Source organism: Curtobacterium sp. UNCCL20, from assembly GCF_900101675.1.
Taxonomy (GTDB): Bacteria; Actinomycetota; Actinomycetes; order Actinomycetales; family Microbacteriaceae; genus Curtobacterium.
On record NZ_FNKG01000001.1, the window covers coordinates 1329816 to 1353922 of the forward strand.

At 73.2% G+C, this 24107-nt stretch carries 21 protein-coding genes; 15 read left to right on the top strand and 6 right to left on the bottom strand.

Annotation, left to right across the window (positions count from 1 at the left end; translation table 11 throughout):
- Positions 1–4: 4 nt before the first annotated feature.
- Positions 5–1288, top strand: a complete 1284-nt coding sequence (locus tag BLT36_RS06600) for an FAD-binding oxidoreductase (protein ID WP_092093136.1) — start codon at positions 5–7, stop codon at positions 1286–1288.
- Positions 1289–1302: 14 nt separating this feature from the next.
- Here the strand turns inward: BLT36_RS06600 and BLT36_RS06605 are convergent, their stop codons facing one another.
- Positions 1303–2133, bottom strand: coding sequence for a helix-turn-helix domain-containing protein (locus tag BLT36_RS06605; RefSeq protein WP_175529518.1), 831 nt, complete (start codon positions 2131–2133; stop codon positions 1303–1305).
- Between the two features lie 141 nt (positions 2134–2274).
- On the opposite strand from BLT36_RS06605, the gene BLT36_RS06610 reads away from it, so the two are divergent.
- Positions 2275–4479, top strand: coding sequence for an ATP-binding protein (locus BLT36_RS06610; protein ID WP_092093142.1), 2205 nt, complete (start codon positions 2275–2277; stop codon positions 4477–4479).
- A 25-nt stretch (positions 4480–4504) separates the two neighbouring features.
- On the opposite strand, the gene BLT36_RS06615 is transcribed toward BLT36_RS06610, so the two are convergent.
- Entirely contained in the window at positions 4505–5344 is an 840-nt protein-coding gene (locus BLT36_RS06615; protein WP_092093145.1) for a helix-turn-helix domain-containing protein, read from the bottom strand.
- A 175-nt stretch (positions 5345–5519) separates the two neighbouring features.
- Here BLT36_RS06615 and BLT36_RS06620 point away from each other — a divergent pair, with 175 nt between their 5' ends.
- From BLT36_RS06620 to BLT36_RS06630, 3 genes are read left to right on the top strand one after another with little or no spacing between them, the layout of a single operon-like run.
- On the top strand, positions 5520–6269 hold the full coding sequence (locus BLT36_RS06620) for an ABC transporter ATP-binding protein (protein ID WP_217638266.1): 750 nt from the start codon (positions 5520–5522) through the stop codon (positions 6267–6269).
- On the top strand, positions 6266–7594 hold the full coding sequence (locus tag BLT36_RS06625; protein ID WP_092093147.1) for a hypothetical protein: 1329 nt from the start codon (positions 6266–6268) through the stop codon (positions 7592–7594). Before BLT36_RS06620 ends, BLT36_RS06625 begins: the two co-directional genes overlap by 4 nt.
- A complete protein-coding gene (locus tag BLT36_RS06630; protein WP_092093150.1) occupies positions 7591–8259 on the top strand; it encodes an MmyB family transcriptional regulator in 669 nt (222 codons plus the stop codon). The genes BLT36_RS06625 and BLT36_RS06630 overlap by 4 nt, the downstream gene beginning before the upstream one ends.
- 82 nt (positions 8260–8341) lie before the next feature.
- Here BLT36_RS06630 and BLT36_RS06635 read toward each other — a convergent pair whose 3' ends face one another.
- From BLT36_RS06635 to BLT36_RS06645, 3 genes are all read right to left on the bottom strand, one after another.
- On the bottom strand, positions 8342–9217 hold the full coding sequence (locus tag BLT36_RS06635) for an aldo/keto reductase (RefSeq protein ID WP_092094405.1): 876 nt from the start codon (positions 9215–9217) through the stop codon (positions 8342–8344).
- A 39-nt stretch (positions 9218–9256) separates the two neighbouring features.
- Positions 9257–11422 carry an MFS transporter gene (locus tag BLT36_RS18890; protein WP_217638267.1) on the bottom strand — a complete coding sequence of 722 codons (2166 nt, stop codon included), beginning with the start codon at positions 11420–11422 and terminating at the stop codon, positions 9257–9259.
- Positions 11423–11564: 142 nt separating this feature from the next.
- Complete coding sequence (locus BLT36_RS06645; RefSeq protein ID WP_092093152.1) at positions 11565–12383, bottom strand: alpha/beta fold hydrolase; 819 nt, start codon at positions 12381–12383, stop codon at positions 11565–11567.
- A 230-nt stretch (positions 12384–12613) separates the two neighbouring features.
- On the opposite strand from BLT36_RS06645, the gene BLT36_RS06650 reads away from it, so the two are divergent.
- The 4 genes from BLT36_RS06650 to BLT36_RS06665 all read left to right on the top strand — a co-directional run bounded on the left by BLT36_RS06650 (position 12614) and on the right by BLT36_RS06665 (position 16953).
- Entirely contained in the window at positions 12614–14188 is a 1575-nt protein-coding gene (locus BLT36_RS06650) for a cation:proton antiporter (RefSeq protein WP_092094409.1), read from the top strand.
- Positions 14189–14336: 148 nt separating this feature from the next.
- On the top strand, positions 14337–15218 hold the full coding sequence (locus BLT36_RS06655) for an alpha/beta fold hydrolase (RefSeq protein WP_092093155.1): 882 nt from the start codon (positions 14337–14339) through the stop codon (positions 15216–15218).
- A 14-nt stretch (positions 15219–15232) separates the two neighbouring features.
- Positions 15233–15970, top strand: a complete 738-nt coding sequence (locus BLT36_RS06660) for a hypothetical protein (RefSeq protein ID WP_092093156.1) — start codon at positions 15233–15235, stop codon at positions 15968–15970.
- A 158-nt stretch (positions 15971–16128) separates the two neighbouring features.
- Positions 16129–16953, top strand: coding sequence for a glycoside hydrolase family 16 protein (locus tag BLT36_RS06665; protein ID WP_092093159.1), 825 nt, complete (start codon positions 16129–16131; stop codon positions 16951–16953).
- A gap of 36 nt (positions 16954–16989) precedes the next feature.
- Here the strand turns inward: BLT36_RS06665 and BLT36_RS06670 are convergent, their stop codons facing one another.
- Complete coding sequence (locus BLT36_RS06670; RefSeq protein ID WP_092093162.1) at positions 16990–17313, bottom strand: hypothetical protein; 324 nt, start codon at positions 17311–17313, stop codon at positions 16990–16992.
- Between the two features lie 151 nt (positions 17314–17464).
- On the opposite strand from BLT36_RS06670, the gene BLT36_RS06675 reads away from it, so the two are divergent.
- The 6 genes from BLT36_RS06675 to BLT36_RS06700 all read left to right on the top strand — a co-directional run bounded on the left by BLT36_RS06675 (position 17465) and on the right by BLT36_RS06700 (position 24080).
- Positions 17465–18340, top strand: a complete 876-nt coding sequence (locus tag BLT36_RS06675; protein WP_092093164.1) for a serine hydrolase domain-containing protein — start codon at positions 17465–17467, stop codon at positions 18338–18340.
- 199 nt (positions 18341–18539) lie between these two features.
- On the top strand, positions 18540–20489 hold the full coding sequence (locus BLT36_RS06680; RefSeq protein WP_217638268.1) for a potassium transporter Kup: 1950 nt from the start codon (positions 18540–18542) through the stop codon (positions 20487–20489).
- Between the two features lie 17 nt (positions 20490–20506).
- Entirely contained in the window at positions 20507–20920 is a 414-nt protein-coding gene (locus BLT36_RS06685; protein ID WP_092093167.1) for a hypothetical protein, read from the top strand.
- A 212-nt stretch (positions 20921–21132) separates the two neighbouring features.
- The gene (locus BLT36_RS06690) at positions 21133–21960 is read left to right on the top strand and encodes an ABC transporter ATP-binding protein (RefSeq protein WP_092094413.1); all 828 of its coding nucleotides are present in this window, start codon (positions 21133–21135) and stop codon (positions 21958–21960) included.
- A gap of 13 nt (positions 21961–21973) precedes the next feature.
- Positions 21974–22819 carry an ABC transporter permease gene (locus BLT36_RS06695; RefSeq protein WP_092093169.1) on the top strand — a complete coding sequence of 282 codons (846 nt, stop codon included), beginning with the start codon at positions 21974–21976 and terminating at the stop codon, positions 22817–22819.
- A gap of 157 nt (positions 22820–22976) precedes the next feature.
- A complete protein-coding gene (locus BLT36_RS06700) occupies positions 22977–24080 on the top strand; it encodes an ABC transporter substrate-binding protein (RefSeq protein WP_092093172.1) in 1104 nt (367 codons plus the stop codon).
- The last annotated feature ends 27 nt before the right edge of the window (positions 24081–24107 follow it).

Consider the following 24107-nt stretch of genomic DNA (forward strand, 5'->3'; position numbering starts at 1 on the left):
CACCATGGAGATCGTCCGACCCGCCGACCGCGGGTACGAAGCCGTACGGCACGTCTACTCGAGCACCGGTCGACCCGGATCGGTGCTCCTCCCGCGCACGAGCGCCGAGGTCGCCGAGGCGCTGGCCACCGTCCTGGACGGCGGCCGGCCCTTCGCGATCCGGAGCGGTGGGCACGGGATGAGCAGCATCGCGACGAACACCGGTGGCGACGTCATCGACCTGCGGGCGCTGGCCTCGGTCGAGCACCTCGGTGCCCGTTCCGTCCGGATCGGCCCGGGTGCGCGCTGGGGCGCCGTCGCCCGGTCGCTCGCACCGCTCGGCCTGGCGATCAGCTCCGGCGACTCCGGCGACGTCGGGGTCGGCGGACTCGCCACCACGGGCGGCATCGGGCTGATGGGGCGGGCGCACGGACTGACCATCGACCGACTCCGCGCCGCCGAGGTCGTGACCGCCGACGGAGCCGTCCGACGCGTGTCCGACGACGAGTCCCCGGACCTGTTCTGGGCGCTCCGCGGAGCCGGCGCGAACTTCGGGATCGTCACGTCGTTCGAGTTCGAGGCGGCCGAGGTCGCCGACGTGGTGCAGACGACCGCCGTGTGGCAGCCGACCGACACGGCGGCGTTCCTCCGGGCGTGGGGGCGCACGGTCGAGGCGGCACCGCGCGAGGTGTCGGCGTTCCTCTACCTCGGTGGGGGTCCCGCGCCCGTCGCCCAGGCCACCATCGTGTACGCGGGGGACGACGTCGAATCGGCCAGACCCGAGATCGAACGGTTCCTGCGGATCCCCGGGCTCGCCGGCCAGCGCTCCGTGGTCACCCCGTACGCGTCGGTCCCGCTCACGACGGGTGCGGTGCACACCGGGCAGCAGCGCGCCTCGACCCACACGGGACTCGCGGTCCACCTCGACGACGACCTGTCCGGCCGGCTCGCACTGCTGCTCCGGACGTCCGGCGCCGACATGGTGCAGATCCGCTCGGTCGGCGGCGCGGTCAACGACGTCGACCCGGACGCGACGGCGTACGCGCACCGCCACCAGAACTTCTCGGTCACGGCGGTCTCGGTGACCGGCGGGCCGGTCTTCGACGCGTCGTGGGAGCCGGTCCACGCGCGGATGGACGGCATGTACCTCAGCTTCGAGAGCGACCACGCCCCGAGCGCTGTCGCCGAGGCCTTCCCGCCCGGAACGCTCCGACGACTCCGGTCGCTGAAGGCACGGTGGGACCCCGACGACGTGTTCGACCACAACTTCGACGTGACGCCGGTGTCGTCGGGCGCGGTGCCGCGGTGACCGGCACTCGGCCGTCACCGGACCGCTGCGCCGCTCCTGATGCGGTCCGTCAGGTGCGCGAGCGCTGCCGCACTCTCCGATCCGGGCACGGCGTGGTACGCGCAGAGGAGGTAGCCGGGGGTGTCCGGCACGACGAACGTCTGGTGGTGCAGCGGGACTTGCCCGTACCCGTCGACGAACGGACGGACGTCGCCGTCGGTGTACGGGTCGACCTCGTGCCGTTCCCAGAGCCGGCGGAACGTCGGGTCGAGGGCGGAGAGCCGCGCGCCGATCGCGTGGAGGCGCTCGTCGTACGGGTGCCCGTAGAAGCGCAGACGCCGTGCGGTGCGGTCGGCGAGGGCCGGCCAGGTGGGGAGCGCGCGGACCTCCGGGTACGTGAACACGACCTCCGGGATGCTCCTCCCCGGTTCGAGGCCGAGCGGGACCACCCAGCGGGCGAGCGCGTTCGAGAGCACCACCTCGTGGCGGGAGGTGATGATGTACGCGGGGGTGTCCGGCCAGGTGTCGAGGAGGGCGGCCATCGCCTCGGTCGGCACGGCGGCCTCGGCGGCGGCCATGTCGACCGGCTCGGCCGTCGTCAGACGCGCCATGTGCTCGGCACCGGCGGCATCGAGTCGCAGCGCACGCACGAGCGCCTGAAGGACCTGGTCCGACGGCGTCCGGTCGCGTCCCTGCTCGAGTCGCAGGTAGTACTCCTGACTGATGCCGGCGAGCCGGGCGACCTCGTCGCGGCGGAGTCCGGGCACCCGTCGACGGGTGTGGGACTGCACGCCGACGTCCTCCGGTCGGGTCGCACCGCGGCGCGCACGGAGGTAGTCGCCCAGTGGTGATCCGGCTGTCGGCACGCTCGTCCTCCCTGGCGCACGGTGTCGGTCGTCCCGGCGCCGAGGCCCATCATGGCGCACTGCGGGAGCGAACCCCGTCCGGGTGTCCACGGCGGGGACACCCGCACGGCCCCGCTACCCTGAACGCGGAGGAGGAGCGGCGTGGGTGAACCAGGACTCGCAGCGCGGCTCCGGACGCTCCGGGTCGCGGCAGGCCTGACGCTCGAGGCGCTCGCGGAGCGATCCGGTGTCAGCGTGCGGGGCATCAGTGACATCGAACGGGGCAAGAGCCGGCACCCGCAGGCTCGGACCGTCGAGGCGCTCGTGACCGGCCTCGGCCTCGACGCGGCCGATCGCCAGTGGCTCCGCGCGCCGCTGGTCGGGGTCGGAGACGACGGCACCGGCGCTGCCTCGCGGCCTCCGCGGGTCCTCGACTTCACCGGACGAGCCGCCGAACTCGTCCGTCTCGCCGGGCTCCTCGACGAGCAGGCCGGTCCCGCCGTCGTCGTGGTGTCCGGCCCACCCGGGATCGGGAAGACGTCCCTCGTGACGGAAGCCCTCGACCGCACGGTCGGTGCCGGTCGACGCGTGTTCGTCGACCTGGCCGGTGACGGCCGGCCCGCCGTGACCACGCTCGAGGTCCTGCAGCGCGTGCTCCGGCAGTGCGACGCCGACGACCCGCCGGGCACCGTCACGGCGGCCCGGGCGCGCTGGGCGGAGCTCTGCACGAGCGAACGGATGCTCGTCCACCTCGACAACGTGTCCGGCGAGGACCAGGTGCGGCCGCTCCTCGTCGGTGGACGATCGACGATCGTCGCGACGTCCCGCCGCACCCTCGCGGGGCTCGACGCCGAGCGGATCGTGCTCGGCGTCCTCCCGTCCGGCGACGGCCGACGGCTCCTCGAACGCGTGATCCCACCCCGGCAGCGCGACGCGGGGTCCGTCGACCGCCTGCTCGCACTCTGCGACGGCTTCCCGCTCGCGCTCCGCGTCGCGGCGAACCGGATCGCCAGCCGCCCGGCGACGAGTGCCGCCGACCTCGTCACCCGACTCGGTTCGCCGGACCGTCGGCTCGCGCTGCTCGTCGCCGGTGACGTCTCGGTCGCCGCGGCGATCGCGGTCTCCTACGACGACCTCGATCCCGAGACCGCCCAGGCGTTCCGGGCGACCGCGGCCCTCGACGGTGTCACGTTCAGCGCCGAGATCGTCGCGGCGGCGCTCGGCGCCGACCCGGACGAGACGGAGTCGCACCTCGAGCAGCTCGTGGACCTCGGGCTCGTCGAGCCACGTGGCGCTGACCGGTACCGCCTGCACGACATCATCCGGTTGTTCGCGCTCGGACGACTCCACGAGGACCCGGCTGCCGAGCACGCCGCCCGTGACCGTCTCGCGCGCTGGCTGCTCGACCGCTTGCTCCAGATGGGGTCCGCGTTCGTCGTCCCCGGGCGCGCGCCGGTGTCCCAGCCGGACGCCGACCAAGAGGCAGCACGAGCCTGGATCGTCACCGAGGTCGACCACTGGTGGCCGGCGTTCCGGCGCGCCGGCGCCGCGGGCCGCTCCGAGACGGTGGTGACCCTGACGAGCGTCCTGCAGTGGTTCGCGAACCTCTGGCCGGACTGGGGACGGTGGTACGAGTTCAACCTCGTCGCGGAACGTGCCGCCGCGGCGACGGGTGACGCCGCGTCGTCGTCCCAGATCGCCGGCCACCTCGCCTGGGCCGCGCACGTCGAGCATGCGGACAACGCCCTCGCAGCCGGGCACGCAGCCGACGCCCTCGCCGCCGCGGAACGCTCCGGGAAGCGCGACCTGGTGGCCTGGGGGCACTACCACGTCGCGTGGGCCGCCCTCGAGCAGGGCGCGGTCACCGCCGCCGAGCGTCACGCGCTGGCTGCGGTCGCCGGCTTCGAGGACGACGGCGACCCGGTCTTCCTGCACCAGGCCCGCGGGCTCCTCGGACTCGTGCTCCGGGCACAGGGGCGCCACGACGAGTCGGTGGTCGCGCTCCGGGCGACCGTCGACGGCATCGTCGCCGGCCTGGACCCCGTCGACGAACGCGTCCGGTACGCGCAAGCCCTGGCACGCGCCGAGCTCGCTGCGTCGCTCCTCGAGTCGGGTGCCGAGGGGGAGGCGCTCGAGGTCCTCGACGCGGGACTCCGCGACGTCCGCGGCGACGGCGGGACGTCGCTCGGCCTGCTGCTGCGCACCCGCGCGACGGTCCTCCGCGCGCTCGGTCGCCGTGCCGAGGCGCTCGTCGACGTCGACCGCGCCCTGCAGGCCCTGCCCGCCCGCGTCCGACCGGCCCGCCTCGACTCGCTGCAGCGCGAACTCGCTGCGCTCCGCGACTCGCTCGGGGGCACCGACGTCTGACTGCCCCGGTGCCGCGGGCACCGGCTCAGCCCGCCATCGCCGGCGCTGACCCGGCGCGGAGTGCGGCGAGGGCCCGTGCGCCGTCCGAACCGGCCGGGGCGTGGAACGCGACGAGCACGTTCCGTCGCGGTCCGGGGACCTCGAGCGTCTGGCAGGTCAGGGTGACCCTGCCGTGCCCGTGGACGTCCTGCTCCACCGGACCGTTGGTGTACGGGCGGGCGTCGTGCCGAGCCCAGAGCCGCCGGAAGTCCTCGTCACGCACGGAGAGGGTGCCGACGATCTCCTGCAGCCGCCGGTCCCGCGGATCGCTGCCGTACCGAAGGGTCGCCACCGTCCGGGCGGCCGCCTCCGCCCAGCCCCGGGCCAGCGCCCGACCCGCCGGTGAGAAGACCGCGAGTGCGAGGTTGACGCCGGGGCGGAGGGCGCCGCCGGTCATCGCCCGCGCGAGCGGGTTGACGACGAGGACGTCCTGGTTGGTGTCCATGACGTAGGCAGGGGTGCCGGTCCACTGGTCCAGGAGGCCGGCCAGGGTGCGCATCGACGCGGGCGTCGCGACCCCGACCGCAGCCGGACCGGCACCGCCGGTCTGCACCCGGACGAGCCGGCCCATGTGCTCCACCCCCGCAGCGTCCAGGCAGAGTGCTCGTCCGAGGGCGTGCAGCACCTGGTCGGACGGTTGCCGGTCCCGACCCTGCTCGAGGCGGAGGTAGTACTCCTGGCTGATCCCGGCTCGGCGGGCGACTTCGTCACGCCGGAGGCCGATCACCCGTCGTGGCGTGAGCGACACGATGCCCACGTCGTGCGGTTGGACGAGTGCTCGTCGGGCGCGGAGGTACTCGCCCAGCAGTGTGACGGTGTTCGGCATGGCTCCGCTCCTCCTGGCCGGCTGCTCGCTCCGTCCCCTACGGGGCTGCACGGCCTCCACCAACCCCACCAGCCGGGCGCCGCCGACACCATGCAGAACGCAGGCAGGAATCGTCGGTGAGCCTGTCCCTGGCGGAGGCACGTAGCCGGGCGCTGCGGGTCCCTAGTCTCCGACGGTGCCCCCAGAACCGTCCGACCAGCCCATCGTGCGTGCCCGAGCCGTCGAGCACGCCTACCCCGGTGTCGCCGGCGCGTCCGTGCCGGTCCTCCGCGGGGTCTCCCTCGACGTCCGTCGCGGCGAGTTGCTCGCGGTGGTCGGCCCGAGCGGCTCGGGGAAGTCGACGCTCCTCGCGTGCCTGTCCGGACTCGAGACCCCGCTCGGCGGGACCGTGGAGCTCGAGGGTGTCGACCTCGGTGGACTCTCGCGCCAGCGGTCGGCGCGGTTCCGACGTGGTCGCGTCGGCTTCGTCTTCCAGGCGTACAACCTGCTGCCGGCGCTCACCGCGCGTGAGAACGTGGCGTTGCCCGCACGGCTGGCGCGTCGCACCGCCGATCGTCGGACGGTGGACGCGGCGCTCGACGCGGTCGGACTGCTCGACGTCGCGGACCGTCGTCCCGGGTCGCTCTCCGGCGGACAGCAGCAGCGGGTGGCGATCGCCCGGACGCTCGTCAGCCGCCCGGACGTCGTCTTCGCCGACGAACCCACCGGCGCGCTGGACACCGTCGCCGGCGCGAGGGTCCTCGACCTGCTGCGCGAGACGGCGACCGGGGGCCGCGCCGTGGTGCTGGTGACGCACGACCTCGCCGCCGCTGCCCGCGCCGACCGTGCGGTCGTCCTCCGCGACGGCACGGTCCACGCGGAGCTGGAGCGGCCGGGGGTCGACGCCCTGTTCGCGGCGGTCGAGCACGCGGCGGTGCGGCCGTGATCGTCTGGCGCCTGGCCGTGGCGGACCTGCGGTCGTCGTGGCGGGTGTGGTCCGGGCTGTTCGTGGTCTGCGCGGTGAGCGCCGTCGCCGCGTCGGTCCCCGGAGTGCTCGTGGTCGGCGGCCTCCGGACGACGGGTGTCCGCGGACTCGCGCTCCTGTCCATCGCCGGGACGACGGCAGCGTTCGGGATCATCGCGGTCCTCGTCGTGGTGTCCGCGGTGGTCCGGCTCACCGCTGGACTCCTCGGGCGGACGTACGCGCTCTGGCAGCTCGTGGGCGTCACGCCGCGCGGGGTGCGCTGGACCGTCCTCCTCCAGACGACACTCGTCGCCCTCGTCGGGACGGCGGCGGGCGCGGCCGTCTCCGTCGTGGCCGTCCCGCCCCTCGTCACGGCCTCGCTCGCAGGTGCCAGCGGACTCGGGGACGTCCAGGTCGGAGCGTCACGGTGGGAGGTGCTGGCCGTCGTCGCCGTGACGGTGGTCGTGGCGGTGGGTGCCGCCGTGTCCGGCAGCCGACGTGCCGCGGCGACGCCGCCGCTCGTCGTGCTCCGGAGCACGCCCCCTGCCCCCGGCTCCCGGGGGCTGCGTGCCGTGGTCGCGGTGTCCCTCGGGGCACTCGCGACGAGCATGCTCGTGGGCCTGCCGGGCTCGGTGCCCGACGGGGCTGCTCCGGCGCTCCTGATCGGGCCCGTCCTGGTGGCCGCGGTCGCCGTCCTCGGCCGGTCGATCGGTGCCCCGGCAGTGCGGGCGTGGACCGCGGTGGTGCCGACGTCGGCGTCGGTCGCGTTCGGCGTGGCACGGGCGACGGTCCGGTGGTCGGCGGCGCGGAGCGACACCACGCTCGCCGCTCTCCTCGTCGCCGTCGGGCTCCCGAGTGCGCTCGTCGGCGGGCAACGGACCGCCGCTTCCGCGATCGGTTCGGCGGTGTCCACCGGCGGCGGTGCGGGTGCGACCGTCCTCATCCTCAGCGGGCCGGTGCTGCTCGCCGCGATCGGTGCCGCCGCCACCGCTGCGATGGCGGCTCGAGACCGGGTGCGCGAGGGGGCGCAGCTGCGGGCAGCGGGGGCGTCGCCCGGGTTCCAGGTGGGTGTCGCCGCGTTCGAGGGACTCATCCTCGGTCTGACCGGCACCCTCGTCGCCGCCGCGACCGTGCTCGTCACCGTCGGGGCGGAGTGGGCGGTCCTCGTCTGTGCGCACCCGGCGACGCGCCCCGAGCTCCCAGTCGCGGTGCTGCTGTCGACCGGGGCGTTCTGCACCGTGCTGGTCGTGGGCTCGTCCGTGCTCCCCGTCCTCGGTGGTCTCCGCCCTCGCGCGGTCACACCGTGAGCGCGACGGACGGTGCCGACCACCGGCGGGTACTCCTCCGCCGGCTCGTCCTGCCGTGGCGGACCGTGCCCGCGGTGGTCTACGACCGGCACCTGACCGTCCGGATCGCCAACGACCTGGCACGAGCCGTCCACCCGACGTTCCGTCCCGGGACCAACCTGGCCCGCGCGGCGTTCCTCCGAGCCGGAGACGGACCCACGAGCGACTCGGCGGACGACCGAACGCCGCCCCCGTGGCCGAGCGCGACAGAGCCGACGCGCGCGGAACCGACGGCCGCAGGTCCGACGCGCGCAGACCCGACGGCCGTCGGTCCGACGCGCGCAGAACCGACGCCCGCACCGCCAGGCACGGCGGAGCTCGGCGCCCGACTCGCAGCCGAGCTCCGCCGCTCACTGGACGAGCACCACGAGGACCGCGGCTACGTCGAGCTCGTCGGTGAACTCGCCGCGCGGAGCGATGCCTTCGCCCGCCTGTGGGCCGGGCCGGGCGACGCCGAGCCGAACGGATCCGTCGGCTTTGCACACCCCGCCGTCGGCCACCTCGTGCTCTCGTACCACCGGTTCGGGGTCCCGGGGCCCGACGGCGACACACTCCTGCTGTGGCACGGCGCGGACCGGGTGTCGTCAGAACGGCTGGCGGCGCTCGCCGACTCCCTGCCGCACTGACGGGAACACGGTTCCGTCACGGGGTGCCCGCGACGCACTGCTGCCCGCTCGCGGTGCGAGCGGGCAGCAGTGCGCGGACGGGTCAGGCCGCGCCGTCGAGCAGCGCCACGTCCGCCGGGGACAGGTGCACGGTCCCGGCCGCGACGTTCTCCTCGAGGTGCGGCACACTCGACGTCCCGGGGATCGGGAGCACGTTCGGGGAGTGCTGCAGGAGCCACGCCAGGGCGACCTGCGACGGCGTGGCCCCGGCGCGGTCGGCGATCGCGCCGAGCGCACCGCCTGCCTGCGTCAGGCCACCGGTGGCGAGCGGGAACCACGGGATGAACCCGGTGCCGAGCTCGGCGGTCACGCGGACGAGGTCCTCCGACGCGCGCTCCACCAGGTTGTAGCGGTTCTGCACGGTCGCGATCGGGACGATCCGCTGCGCGGCCCGGAGCTCGTCCACCCCGACCTCGCTCAGCCCGACGTGGCGGATGAGTCCCTCCGCACGCATCGCCGCGAGGGCGCCGACCTGCTCGTCGAGCGGCACCCGGTGGTCGATGCGGTGCAGCTGGTAGAGGTCGATCCGCTCGAGCCGGAGCCGCCGGAGGCTGCCCTGGACCGCCGCGCGCAGGTGCTCCGGCCGGCCGTCCACGATCCACTCGCCACGGCGCCCCCGGACGAACCCGCCCTTCGTCGCGACCACGACGTCGGGTCGGTACGGGGCGAGCGCTTCGCCGATCAGCTGTTCGGCGACCTCGGGGCCGTACGCGTCGGCGGTGTCGATGAGCGTGACGCCGAGTTCGACGGCCCGGCGGAGGACCGCGCGGGCCCCCTCGGGATCACGGGACGGCCCGAAGGCGTTGCGCCCGGGGAGCTGCATCGAGCCGAAGCCCAGGCGCGCGACGGGGAGGTCCCCGCCGATCGCGAAGGTCCCGGCGCCCTCGGCCGTGCGGGGTCCTGCGGTGGTGTCGGTCATGGTCGTCCTCTTCTCGGTGGTGTGCATGGTGGGGGCTGGTCAGGCGACCTGGACGGCACGACGTTCGTGCCGAGCGCGCGCCGCGAGACCGGCGAGCGCGACCGCGGCGGCGAGGGCCACGAGCGCGGCGTACGACGCACCCACCTCGGCCAGCCCGACGACGTCGGTGAAGAATCCGGCCACCAGGACCGGGATGCCGTACGCCGCGTAGGCGACGAGGTACACGGCGGCGAAGAGGCCGCCGCGGGTGGCGTTGTCCGCCAGCGGGCCGAGGACCCGCAGGGACGAGCCGAACGCGGCACCCTGCCCGGCACCGCCGACGACGGCGGCCACGACCAGGAGCGGCAGGTCCGCCGTCAGCACCGCGGTCCCCGCGCCGACGGCGCCGACGAGCAGGAGGACGGCGCCGACCGCTGTCCCGAGCCGGTCGGCGACCCGGGCGAACAGCATCCCGGCGACGGCCGCAGCTGCGGGCTGGAGTGCGACGACCGCCGCGCTCGCGGTCCCGCCGTCGAGTCCGAAGACGCCGTCGTCGAGTCGCGGTCCGAGTCCGAGGAACAGCCCGGAGAACATCCACCCCGCGGCGGTCAGCGGCGCGAGGACCACGAACCAGGCACGGGAGCGCTCCGGCACCGACACCGCTGGACGGAGCGACGCGAGCGCACCACGGTGGCGATCAGCGGTCTCGTCGGCCGCGAGGACCGCCGCGACCCCGACGAGCAGGACGACCCCGAGTGTCAGGAACACGGCCGCCGTCGGGTCCGGCGCGAACTGCGCGGCGAGGCCCCCGCCGAAGGCGCCGAGCGCCAACCCACCGACCGGGGCGGCACTCGTCAGCACCGTCATCGTGCGGCGGTGTCGGTCGCTGGCGAGCTCGATGATGGCGGCCGTGAAGGTGCTGGTCGCCGCACCGGTGGCGATGCCCTGGACGGCGCGCGCCGCGATCACCCACCCGACCGAGTCGGCGCGCAGGAACAGGGCACCGGCGACCAGCATGAGGACGAGTGCGCCGAGCAGCACCGGACGCCGACCGACGTGGTCGGACAGCCGTCCCGCGACCAGCAGGGTCCCGAGCAGGGTGACCGCGTAGACGGTGAACGCGGTCGTCAGCTGCCAGTCCGGGAAGCCCCACGCCCGCTGGTAGACGACGAACAGCGGGCTGCCGGCACCGGCACCGAAGGCCACGGCGACGGAGGCGACGACGACGCCGATCAGGGCGAGCCGTCGGAAGGTGACGGAGGCGCGCCGGGGCGCGGCGTCCTCCGCCCGGCGCAGGAGCCCGAGGGACCGGATCGCGATGCTGCCGACGATCACCGACGCGACGCCGACGACCACCCAGGCCAGAGCGGTCCCGAGGGCACCGAGCTCCGCCGTCGCGAGCAGCCGCACGCCGAAGGTGGCGCTCGCCGCGGTCGTGAACGTCATCGCCCAGAACCCGATCGCGAACCCGCTGGTGACGTACCGCCGGACGAGGAAGGCATGGGGGAGCAGGAAGGCGACCATCGTGCCCGCGAGGGCGGTGTCGACGACGGAGGGCGCGCCTCCCGTCATCGTCCACCAGGCGTTGCCGGCGACCGCCGGCGGCGCCGACAGGATGGCGAGGGTCGGCAGCAGTGCCGCCGGGACGGCCGGGCCGGTCGCGAACCGCGCGACGAGCACCGCGCCGATGAGCAGCCAGAACAGGATGCCGGCCGCGAAGTACCCGAACGCGAGCGTCGCGTGGCCGATGACCGCGAGTGCCTGTGCACTGAGCAGCGACGACGCGACGGTGGGGAGCAGGTAGCCGCCGTGCAGCGTGCCGGGGTCGCGGGGCGTGGTGAGGAGGTCCGTCAGGAACCAGGCGCCGAAGGCCGTGGTGAGGACGAGCATGATCCAGACGCCGACGGCGCCGGCCACGGGTGCCCAGGTGGCGAGGTGCGCTGCGAGGAGCGACCCCACGGCGGGCACCAGGGCGGCGAAGGGCCCGAGGACGGGGTGCCGGAGGTCCGTCGCGATCGCTGGGGCGCCGCCGGGACGGCGCAGGTACCGGATGATCGTCACCACCCACGCCACGGTCGCCGCGGCCCAGAGCGTCTCGCCGACGGCCGTCGGCGCGCCCAGCAGGGAGGCCGCAGCGGTCCAGGTGCCGGCGAGGCCGGCGGTGCCGAACGCGATGCCGAACGTGTTGAGGGGGAGCCGCGGTCGCGGCGTGGTCGTGGTGTTCATCGCTGGCCTCCTCGGACAGGTGGTGACGTAACCGCCATAGGTGGTTGAACATTCCGGCTCGCTGGCCGGGTGGTCCGGCGAGCGGACGGACGGGAGGCGCGGTGCGGGCCCGCACCGCGCCTCCCGTCCGTGGGCGGGGACGTCAGCCCCGGACCCAGGCGAGGACGTCCTGCTGGAGGACCTTCCGGTAGTCGCCGTGGATGCCGTGCGGGGCGCCCGGGTAGGTCTTCAGGGTGCCATCGGCGACGAGCTCGATCGCCTTGCGTGCGGCGTCGTCGATCGGGACGATCTGGTCGTCCTCGCCGTGGGCGATGAGGATCGGGACGGTGAGCGCCCGGAGGTCCTCGGTCTGGTCAGTCTCCGAGAACGCCTTGACGCAGTCGTACGCGGCCGAGAGGTTGACCAGCTGGCCCTGGCGCCAGAAGTCGAGCTTGGCCCCGTAGGAGACGTCGCGACCGTGGTTCGCGCCGAAGAACGACTCGGACAGGTCCAGCCAGAACTGCGAAGCGTCCTCGAGGACACCGGCGCGGATGCCGTCGAACGCCTCGATCGGGGTGCCCTCCGGGTTCGCGTCGTTCTTGACCATGATCGGCGGGATCGCACCGGCGGTGACCACCTTCGCGACTCGGCCGCCCGCGTACTGCGCCGCGTACCGGACCACTTCGCCGCCACCGGTCGAGTGGCCCATGACGACCACGTCGTGAAGGTCGAGGTGCTCGATGAGGGCGGCGAGGTCCCTGGCGTACTGGTCGATCGTGTGGCCCACGGCGGTCTTCTCGGAGCGGCCGTGCCCCCGTCGGTCGTGGGCGATCGTCCGGAAGCCGTTGTCGCTGAAGAACTTCAGCTCCGGCTGCCACGCGTCCGAGCTGAGCGGCCAGCCGTGCGCGAACACGATGGGCTGTCCCTCGCCCTGCTCGGTGTAGTACATCTCGATGCCGTCGGGCGTGGTGAACGTGGGCATGCGGGGCTCCTTGCGTCGTGGTGGGCGCCGGGGGTCGCCGGCGGTGGCGACGCTACGAGCGTCCGGACCGCCAGGCGTGTCCCCGTCGGGACCACCCAGCCGGGCCACGTGGACGGGGACCGCTGGCGGGAACGGACGGCGCTGCCTGCCCCGAGGAGGGACACGCGCGCGCGGACACCGCCGCCCTACCGTCACCGCATGGACACCCACAGCCCCGGACGGTGGACCCGATGAGCGTGGACGAGACGCTCGCCTGGCTCGTCGCCTTCCTCGTCGTGACCGTCGCCGTGAGCGCCGCGGCCCGCCGGGTCGGGTGGTCGGCCCCGCTCGCGCTCGTCCTGATCGGCGTCGCCGTCTCGTACGTGCCCGGGGTGCCCCGGGTGGACGTCGAGCCGGACTTCGTGCTGTCGGTCCTCCTCCCGCCCCTGCTGTTCGCGGCGGCCCTGCAGACCTCCCTCGCCGACGTCCGGGCCCGACGCGAGCCGCTCCTGCTCCTGTCCGTCGGGCTCGTCGCGTTCACGACGGTCGTCGTCGGGCTCGCGACCTGGGCGGTCGTCCCGACGCTCACCCTCGCGGCAGCGCTCGCGTTCGGGGCCGTCGTCGCACCGACCGACGCGGTCGCGGTCGCCGCGGTCACCCGGCGGGCTCCGCTCCCGCGGCTGCTCGCGTCGATCCTCGACGGGGAGAGCCTCCTCAACGACGCGACCGCGCTCGTCGCCCTGAACACGGCGGTGGTCGCGATCGTCGCGACCTTCGACCCGGGGCGCGCGGTCGGCGAGTTCGTGCTCGCGGTCGTCGGCGGCGCCGGTGTCGGGCTCCTCGTCGCCTTCGTGATGGGAGCGGTGCGTCGACGTCTGCCGGTCGCCGTGCTGGACACGAGCCTGTCCCTCGTGACGCCCTACGTCGCGTTCCTCCTCGCGCACGCCATCGGTGCGTCCGGGCCACTCGCGGTGGTCGTCGCCGGCCTGTTCCTCGGGTTCCGGGCGCCCGTCCTCCAGTCCGCCGAGGCGCGTCTGGCCGAGTCGCTCAACTGGCGGACGATCCAGTTCCTGCTCGAGAACGCGGTCTTCCTGCTCATCGGACTGAGCCTGCCGGCGATCCTGCGCGGCGCGCTCTCCTCCGGGATCGGGGTCGGCCGTGCGCTCGTCGTGATCGCCGTGGTCGTCGTGGTGCTGGTCGGGGCGCGGCTCGCCTGGAGCTTCGCCGTCACCGCCGTCTACCGCTGGGGACCCGCGCGGATGCGCCGCCGCAGCTGGCAGTGGCGGATCAACCTGCCCATCACGATCGCCGGCGTCCGCGGCGTCGTCACCCTGGCCGCGGTGTTCCTGCTGCCCGAACAGACCCCGCACCGCGCGTTCCTGCAGTTCCTCGCGTTCGTCGTGGTGCTCGCGACGCTGCTCATCGGGCTGGCGCTGCCGTGGGTGATCCGCCGCGTGGCCCTGCCCGCGCCGGACCTCGACCAGGAGCGCATGGAGACGCAGCTCCTCCTCGCCGAGGCCCGCGCCGAGAGCCTGCAGTTCGTCGACGGGCTCGACGACGACGCGTACGACGACCGGGTCGTGGAACGGGTCCGGGTGGACTCGGCGCTCCTCGGGGAGACGCTCGTCGGCGACGACGGGGTGCGTTCCGAGCGCGCGGCCGCCTACGCCGCGCTGCGGATGCTGGCGATCGCCGAGGAGCGACGAGCCGTCCTCCGCGCCCGCGGGGAGGGCCGGTTCCCCGAGACCGCCGTGCGCGCCGTCCTCACGATCCTCGACATCGAGGAGGCGGCGGTGCGGGCGACGCGCTCCGGCAGGACCGACTGACCGCCGAGGGCGTCCCCGCCGGGACCATGTCCCTGACGGGAGCACGCTGCCCGAGACCGTCGCTCCTACCGTCGACACCACCGCCGGCCACCCGGCCCGACGGGACACCGCTCGCTGCCGACCACGGCCGAGCACCAGGGAGGCACCCATGAGCACCACGGCACCGACCACGGCGGCCACGACGGCCACCGCCCCGACCCGCACCGTCACCGCGGCGAACGGGGTCAGCTACGCCTACCGCCGCTTCGGCAGCAGCACCGACGGCGTCCCGCTCGTCTTCCTCATGCACTTCCGCGGCAACCTGGACAGCTGGGACCCCGCGCTGATCGACCCGCTCGCCGCGCACCGCGAGGTCATCCTGGTCGACAACGCCGGGGTGGGCGCCTCGACGGGGACCGTGCCGTCGACCGTCGCGCAGATGGCCACCGACCTGTTCGCCTGCACGGATGCGCTCGGCATCCGCCGGTTCGACGTCTTCGGCTTCTCGCTCGGCGGCTTCGTGGCCCAGGACCTGGCGCTGCTGCGGCCCTGGGCCGTCCGGGCACTGGTGCTCGCCGGGACCGGTCCCGCCGGGGCCCCGACCATGCACGGCTGGCGGGAGGACATCGAGCGCGAGTCGCGGCACGACGTCCCGACCGCGGAGAACCTGCTGTACATCTTCTTCGCGCACACCGACACCAGCAGGGCGCTCGGCGTGGAGTTCCTGCAGCGGCTCGGCACGCGGACCGAGGACCGTGACACGCCCACGACCCCGGCGGTGCGCGACGCGCAGTACGACGCGGTGCTCGCCTGGGGTGTGCCGGACACCACGAAGCTCGAGCGGCTGACCGCGATCCGGCAGCCGACGCTGGTGCTGCAGGGGGACGACGACCTGATGATCCGCACCCCTGGCAGCCACACGCTCGCGGGTCTCATCCCGGACGCGCGCCTGCACGTGTTCCCCGACGCCGCGCACGCGTCGATCTTCCAGTACCCCGGCGAAGCAGCAGCGCTCGTCGAGCAGTTCCTGACCGCGGCGACCGCCGCCTGAGCACCGGAGCAACCATGACCACCACCACGACCCTCCTCGACCGGATCCTCGACGCCCACGGCGGCAGCCGCTGGGCGGAGGCGTCCACCATCTCCGCCACCCGGCACTTCGGTGGTGCGTTCTGGGGCCTCAAGCAGGTTCCCGGCATCGCCGAGGAGGGCCGCTTCACGGTGGACCTCCACCGGCAGCGCGCCTCGCTCGAGCACTTCGGTGCCGACGACCTCCGCACCGAGTTCACCGGGGACCACGTCGCGGTCGTCCGGTCGACACCGCACGGTGACGAGGTCGTCGAGGAGCTCGCCGACCCGCGGGCGTCCTTCGCGGGCCACGTGCTGGAGACCCCCTGGAACCGGCTGCAGCTGGCCTACTTCACGGGGTACGCGATGTGGACCTACAACACCGAACCCTTCTCGTTCACCCTGCCCGGCGTGCAGGTCGAGGAGGCCGGCCCCTGGACCGAGCCCAGCGGGGAGACATGGGACCGGCTACGCGTCACGTACCCGGACACGATCGCGACGCACACGCCGACGCAGACGCTCTACGCGGATGCGGACGGCGTGCTCCGGCGACGGGACTACGAGGTGGACATCGCGGGCGCCTCGCCGAGCGTGGAGTACATGACCGGGCAGCGCTGGTTCGACGGGCTGCTCCTGGCGACGGACCGCAAGATCTTCGTCCGGGACGGCGAGGGGCACGCCCTGCCGGAGCCGCTCATCGTGTCGATCGCCATCGACGACGTCGCGGTCCGCTGAGACGGGTCCGTGACCTGCTCCGTTGCGCGTCTGCGGGTTCCCGCGCCCGGTGACGGTTGCCCGCAGCGTGTTGCGGTTGGCCGCTTTCGGGCTGCCGCACCGGTGCGCTCGTGGTCGGCTTCGGCGACGCTCGTTGCAGAAGCACAGGAGCGCACGTCATGCAGCAGCACCACGACCGAACCGACCGCAGTCACCGATGGACTCCGGCTCGAGTACTCCGTCGCGCGCTCGGGGTCGTGCTCGTCACCGCAGCGACCGCCGGGGTCGTCCTGACCATCACGAGCGCCCCGAGCTCCGGCAGGGACTTCGCCGCAGCCGGCGTCCCGCGGCCGACCGCGACGCCGAGCGTCGATCCCGGGCCGGACCGGAACGCCACGTTCTTCGAGGACTTCGACACCCCGGCGGCCGCGGGCGGGCAGTTCCGGAGCACCTACGCGAACGCCTGGCAGCCGTACGCGGAGGGCACCAGCGGGAAGTACTTCTCCGACGAGCTGATCAGCGCCCACGACGGCGTGATGGACGTCGCGATGGACGGCGAACACGGCGCGGCCGGCGTCTTCGGGCCGCCGGACAGTGCGTGGGCGCACGTCGGTGGCACGTACAGCATCCGCGCCCGGGTGGTCGGCGGCGTGGGCAACGGCGCCGCGATCATGCTCTGGCCGACGTCGAACGTCCGCTCGGAAGGGGAGATCAACTTCCCCGAGGGCAACTTCGAGTCGCACCCGGTCGTCTACCACCACTCGATGATCCCCGGGCACGAGGGCTCGGCGCAGGGGATCGACAGCGAGGTCACCTGGCGCGGGTGGCACACGTACACGATCGACTGGAAGCCGGGGAAGTCCGTCAGCTACTTCGTCGACGGCCGGCTGCTCGGGACCATCACGACGAACGTGCCCACGACGGCGCACCGCTACACGTTCCAGATCGGGAACACCGGCGCACCGGGTCACGTGCTCATCGACTGGGTGTCGCGGAACGACTGACCGCCGAGGCCGCGGCCGGTCGACGCAGATCGCGGCTCAGGCCGTGAACAGCACCACGAGCACGGCGACGAGACCCACCACCACGATGCCGAGGTCGAGCACCGCCAGGGTGACCAGCCGCGCCCGGCGCGACCGGACGGCGAACCGCACCGCGACCATCACGAGGTAGACGGCGACGACGAGCCCGAGCGCGGGCCACCCCACCGCGGGCTGCCGGTTCGCCATGAGGACCATCACCGCGGCCACCACGACCGCGGTGACGGCGCCCCACACGAGCCAGTTCGCCCCGGACGCCGTGCGGAGCGCAGGCTGGTCGCCGACGCGCGTGGGGTCGGGACGAGGGGCTGAGGGGTCGGACACGCTCAGGACGGTAGCCCGCACCGGCTGGCCGTCAGCGCAGCAGCACGCGCACCTGGGCCTCGATCGCGGCCATCACCTCGTCGACGTCCGGTGAGACGCTCGACCGTCGTCACGTTCCCCCGTGGACTGACACCCGCGAGAAGATGGGGTCGTGAGCAGCGCGACGACCATCCGTGACGCCATCGTGCGCCACGTCGCCGACACCGGGTTCCGCGCCCACGGCATCCACGTCCTGCACGGTGACGACGTCGCCGAGCACCACTGGACCCCGGACGTCCGCCGCGAGGTCCACTCCGTCGCCAAGGGTGTCAGCGTCCTGGCCGTGGCGATCGCCGCCGACGACGGACTGGTCGACGTCGACGAACCGATCGCCGCGGCCTTCCCCGGCGTCCGAACCGGCCAGGGCGTCGAACACGTCACCCTCCGGCACCTCCTCACGATGACGAGCGGCATCGACATGCCGTGGTCGGCCACCGAGCTCACCGACTGGCCCGACCTGGCGGTCGAGTTCCTCGGACGGCCGTCGCGCGGGCGCGTCTTCCAGTACGCGAACGTCAGCACCTACACCGCGATGCGCGTCCTCGAGACCCGCGTCGGCGACGTCGGGTCCTTCGTCGCACGTCGGCTGTTCGCGCCCCTCGGGATCGGGGACGTCGACTGGCAGCGCTGCCCGAACGGACACGTCGCCGGCGGCGAGGGACTGGCACTCCGCACCGAGGAGCTCGCCCGCATCGGACGGCTCGTCCGCGACGGCGGCGCGTTCGGCGGGCAGCGCGTGGTCGCGTCGCGGTGGTGCGACGCGATGCACACGGACTGGGTGGTCCGGCAGGGCGCGGACGCCGGGTACGACCGGTACGCGATGGCAGGCTGGGGCGGACCCGGCCGACTCTGGCGACTGCACGGTGCGTACGGCCAGATGCTGCTGTTCGACGGCGACACCGTCGTCACGGTCACCGCCGACGACCACCCCGGCGCGGACGCGCTCGCCGCGTTCGTCGCCGACGAGCTCGCCCGCCAGCACGCCTGATCGCGCGAGTGGCGGCGGCCTGGAGGCGCGGGGCGGGGCCGCCACGCGCCTCCAGGCCCGCAGTCCACACGGCCCACCGCGAGCGCACCCGCCCAGCCGCCACGCGCTCGTTGTGCGCCACCTGCGAGCGGCACCGCGCCCGCGGTGCGAGGATGAGCGACGGCCGTCGCCCCGACGGCCGGAGACGGAAGTGACGAGCGTGACCGAGACCCGCTCAGAGACCCCGACGACGGACGCCGCCGACGACGGCGGGCACGGCCCGGGAAAGGGCCTAGCCGTGCTCGCGCTCGCCGCACTCGGCGTGGTGTTCGGCGACATCGGCACGAGCCCCCTCTACGCCCTCCGCACCGTGTTCACGATCGACGACGGTCTGGTGAAGGCCAACCAGGAGGACGTCTACGGCGTCATCTCGATGATGTTCTGGAGCATCACCATCATCGTGTCGATCAAGTACGTCCTCGTCCTGATGCGCGCGGACAACGACGGCGAGGGCGGGGTGATGGCGCTCGCCGCGCTGGCCCGCCGGCTCTACGCGAAGCGTCGCGGCGGTGCGACGATCTTCCTGGTGATCGGGATCGTCGGCGTCTCGCTCTTCTACGGCGACTCGGTGATCACGCCCGCGGTGTCGGTGCTGTCGGCGGTCGAGGGGCTCGAGACCGCCGCGCCGTCCGTCGAGCACCTGATCGTGCCGATCGCCGCGGTGATCCTCGTCGTGCTGTTCCTCGCGCAGCGCTTCGGCACCGGCAAGGTCGGCAACCTGTTCGGGCCCGTCATGCTGCTGTGGTTCGTGGTCATCGCGGCAGCCGGTGTCCCGCACATCATCGCGCACCCGGGCGTCCTGCAGGGGCTGTCACCGACCTGGGCGATCGCGTTCACCTTCGCCCACCCGTACATCACGTTCGTCGCGATGGGCGCCGTCGTGCTCGTCATCACGGGTGCCGAGGCGCTCTACGCGGACATGGGGCACTTCGGCCGGCCGGCGATCCTCCGCGCCTGGTTCTTCGTGGTGTTCCCGGCGCTCGTGCTCAACTACCTCGGGCAGGCCTCCCTCGTGCTGCGGGACCCGGCGGCGGCGAAGGACCCGTTCTTCCTGCTCTTCCCGAACGCGCTGCAGATCCCCGTGGTCGTGCTCGCGACGATGGCGACCGTCATCGCGAGCCAGGCCGTCATCTCGGGGGCGTTCTCGCTCACCCGGCAGGCCGTCCAGCTCGGGCTGCTGCCGCCGCTGACGATCCGGCAGACCTCCCGCCGCGAGAGCGGGCAGATCTACCTGCCGGCGGTGAACCTGCTGCTGTTCATCGGCGTGCTCGCGATCATGCTGGCGTTCCGGTCGTCGGCGAACCTCGCCACCGCGTACGGGGTGTCGGTCACCGGCGCGCTGGTCGTCGACACGCTCCTGCTGCTGCTGGTCGTGCGACCGCTCTGGCAGTGGAAGACCTGGAAGCTCGTCGTCGCGGCCGTCGTCTTCGGCGGCCTCGAGCTGACGTTCCTCGCCGGCAACCTGTCGAAGATCCTGCACGGCGGGTGGGTCCCGCTGCTCATCGCGCTGGCGGTGATCACGGTGATGACGACCTGGCGCCGGGGTCGCGCCATCGTGCAGGACGAGCGGAAGGAACGCGAGGGATCCCTCGCCGAGTTCATCGAGCACGTCAACGAACACCACATCCCCAGGGTGCCCGGGGTCGCGATCTTCCCGCACCCGAACAAGGAGACCACCCCGCTGGCGCTCCGGGCCAACGTCGAGCACAACCACGTGCTGCACCGGACCGTGATCATCGTGTCCGTCCTCACCGCGAACGTCCCGCACGTCCCGCACGCGAAGGCCTTCCACCGTGACGACCTCGGCTACGAGGACGACGGCATCGACCACATCACGGTGAAGTTCGGCTTCTCCGACGACCAGGACCTCCCGCGGGCCCTGCACGCGGCCTGCCTCGCCGAGGTGCTCGACATCGACCCGGACGAGATGGAGCGCGCGTCGTACTTCATCTCACGCGGGGCGCTCCGACCGATGCCGGGCAACCGCGGCATGGTCTCGTGGCGGAAGAAGCTGTTCGTGGGGCTGGCGCACAACGCCGCCGACCCCGCGGCACGGTTCGGACTGCCGGCGCAGCGGACCGTGACCATGGGCAGCGACGTCGAGATCTGACCGCTTACACTTCCGGGATGACCGAGGTCCCCGTCGCGCGTCCCGAGTGGGGCCGCTTCGCGCCCGACTCCGTCGAACGCCGCATGCTCGAGCACACCGGTACGGCGCTCGGACTCGTCCTCCGTCCCCGGACGGTCGTGCTCGACCGCGCCCGGGTCGAGGTCGAGGGCATCGACGCCGAGGACCGCGTCGTCGTGCAGCTCGTCGCGAACCAGGGCGCGTACAAGCCCGCGTGGCGCAACAAGGTGATGGCCGACCTGTTCAAGCTGCTGTGGCTCCGGCAGAGCATCCCCGGCGAGCCCCGGCCCGTCCTCGTCGTGGCGGAACCAGCGGCTCGCGCGCTCGCCGGGTGGGTCGCGGTGGCCGCCGCCGACCTCGGCGTCGAGGTGCTCGTGTGGGACGGGGACGCCGCCCGCCCGTCGCCGCGCTGACTCGCGGGCGCACCCGCTGTGCCGGTCGCCGGGCGGCCGTCGCGCACACGTTCACACGTTCGCAACACATGTGGTCGGACGCCGTAACACGCGCCCCCTAGCCTCGACACCAGCAGCGGACCTCCGCGTCGCAGACGAACCCGAGCTCGCGACGCACGCTCTCCGCCATACGAGACCGAGCATCCGCGCTCGGCGACGCTATGGAGGAACGGATGACCACATCAGCGGTCCGGTTGGACGCGGTGCGCAAGGTGTACGGCAGCGGCCCCGGTGCCATGGTCGCGCTCGACGACGTCGAGCTGACCATCGAGCCGGGACGGTTCGTGTCGCTCATCGGCCCGAGCGGCTGCGGCAAGTCGACGCTGCTCCGGCTCGTCGCCGGCCTCGAACCCGCTGACCGCGGCGACGTCCGCGTGCACGGCGTCAGCCCCGCGGAGGCCTGCGCGGCGAAGCTCATCGGCCTGGTGCCGCAGACCCCGGCGCTGCTGCCCTGGCTCACCGTGCTGCAGAACGTCTCGCTCGCCCGACGGGTGAACCCGGGCGCCGGCCGACGTCGTGCGGTGATCGACGACCTCGAGGAGCGCGGCACCGGCACCGGCCCGGACATGCGGGAGCTGCTCCGGATGGCGGGGCTCGGCGACGCGATGGACAAGCTGCCCGCGCAGCTCTCGGGCGGGATGCAGCAGCGCGCGGCGATCGTCCGGGCGTTCGGCCTGCGACCCGACGTGCTGCTCATGGACGAGCCCTTCTCGGCGCTCGACGAGTTCACCCGCGAGAGCCTGCAGGACCAGCTGCTCGACCTCTGGGACGAACTGCGCACCACGGTCCTCTTCGTCACGCACTCGGTCTCCGAAGCCGTCCGGATGTCGGACACCGTCATCGTGATGGCTCCGCGGCCCGGCCGGATCGTCGACGTCATCGACATCGACCTGCCCCGACCCCGCAACCAGCGCCTGTTCGAGGAACGGCGCTTCCACGAGTACGAGGACCTCGTCCGGACGCGCCTGCACAGCGCGTGGCGGACGACGGACGCGGCCTGAGGGAGACGACACCATGAGCGCCACCACCACCGGGTCCACCGCCACCGCGGCGTCGATCACCGCCGAGGCCGACCGCCGCGCCGCCCGACGATCGGTGCCGGGCTGGATCCGCCCCGCCGTCTGGCTGCCCCTCGTCGTCATGCTCGCCGTCCTCGCCGTGCTCTGGCAGGTCGGGGCGACCACGATGCCGTACCTGCTCCCGCCGCTGTCCGCGGTGGGGGAGACCCTCGCGACGCAGCTGCCCTACTACCTGCAGAACGCCGGGATCACCCTCGTCGAGTCCCTCGTCGGCCTCGGCATCGGGTTCCTCGCCGCGTTCGTGCTGGCGGTGCTGACGAGCGAGCTGCCGATCGTCCGCCGGGCGGTGATGCCGATCGCGATCGTCCTCAACGTGACCCCGCTCGTCGCGATCGCTCCGGCCCTCGTGGTGGCGTTCGGGTTCGGACCGCTGCCGAAGCTCGTCATCACGGCGCTCATCTGCTTCTTCCCGATCCTCATCAACACCGCGGCCGGGCTCCGGTCCGTGCCCCAGCCGGTGCTGCAGGTGTACCGGACGATCGACGCGTCCCGCCTCGAGATGCTCGTGCACCTGCGCATCCCGAACGCGCTGCCGTTCGTGTTCGCCGCGCTCCGGATCGTGTTCCCGCTGTCGATCATCGGCGCGGTCGTCGCCGAACTCTCCGCCTCCGGGTCGACGGGCGGCCTCGGCACCGTGATCAGCACCGCGTCGACGATGAACCAGCTCGCCGTGGTCTACGCCGCCATCGCCATCCTCGCCGTGATGGGCGTCGTGCTCCTCGGCCTCATCACCCTCGTCGAGCGCCGCGTCCTGCACTGGCACCGGACCGCGAACGACTGAACCGTCCCACCCGCCGTCCCCGTCGGCACGGCGCCCCCGACCGCACCACCCGACGGCGCGAGCCTGCCCGCGCGTCCTCCGCCGCGCCTCCAGGCCCGCCACCCGCACCCTCCCCGCACCCGCCCTGCTCCACCCATCCCTTCCCACAGGAGTGACCATGCAGCACCGCACCAAGGCCGCGATCGCGGCCCTCGCCACCGCCGTCGTGGCCGTCGCGCTCACCGGATGCAGCACCGGCTCGAGCGCCAGCTCGTCCGGCGGCAGCGCCATCTCATCCGAACGCTGCAAGGAGAACAAGGACGCCGGGAAGATCACCTACCTGTCCGGCTACCAGTACCAGTCGTCCGCCTCGATCCTCGAGTACATCGCCGCCGACCAGCTCGGGTACTTCAAGGACCTCTGCCTCGACGTGCAGCTGAAGCCCGGCTCCGGCGACACCGCGCAGAACACGAAGCTGCTCGCCAGCGGCCAGGCCACCGTCTCCGCCGTCGCCGAGCAGGACCTCATCCAGGCCCGCGCGAACGGCATCGACATCACCGGGATCTCGTCCTACTCGAACGCGGGTCTCGACATCCTCATGACGAACAAGGACATCACCGACCTCAAGCAGCTCGACGGCCAGGTCGTCGGGCACAAGGGATACGTGCCGGCCTCGGTCGAGGCGATGATGGTGAAGGCCGGCGTCGACTGGGACTCGCTCAAGCTCGTCAAGGAGGGCTACGACCCCTCGGTCCTGCCCCGCAAGCAGAACGGCCTCGAAGCACTGACCGGCTTCGTGTCGAACGAACCGAACCTCCTGAAGGCCGCCGGAGACGACGTGACCGTCTGGCAGCCCGTCGACTACGACATCCCCTCGTCGATCGGCGCGATGGCCGTGAACCCCGCGTTCGCGAAGGCCCACCCGACCGCGGTCGAGGACGTGCTCCGCGCCGCCCTGCACGCGTACGACTTCTGCTCCTCGAGCGAGGCGAAGACGAAGCAGTGCGTCGGGTACGCCGCGAAGCTGTCCGGCGCGACCTACGACACCGCCCAGAACGCGAAGATCTGGACCACCGAGACGAAGGTCATCGCGGACAACCCCACGCCGGACCAGCCGCTCGGCGGGATCGACCCGGACAACGTCACGAAGCTCGTCGACATGCTGCACCAGTTCGACATCGTCACGGACTCGGTGACCGCCGACGACGCGTCGAAGTGGTTCACGAACGAGTACGTCGACGCGATCCACAAGGACGGGAAGCTCGTCTGGCCCGCGCCGTGACCGGAGCCCCGACCGACGACCGAACCA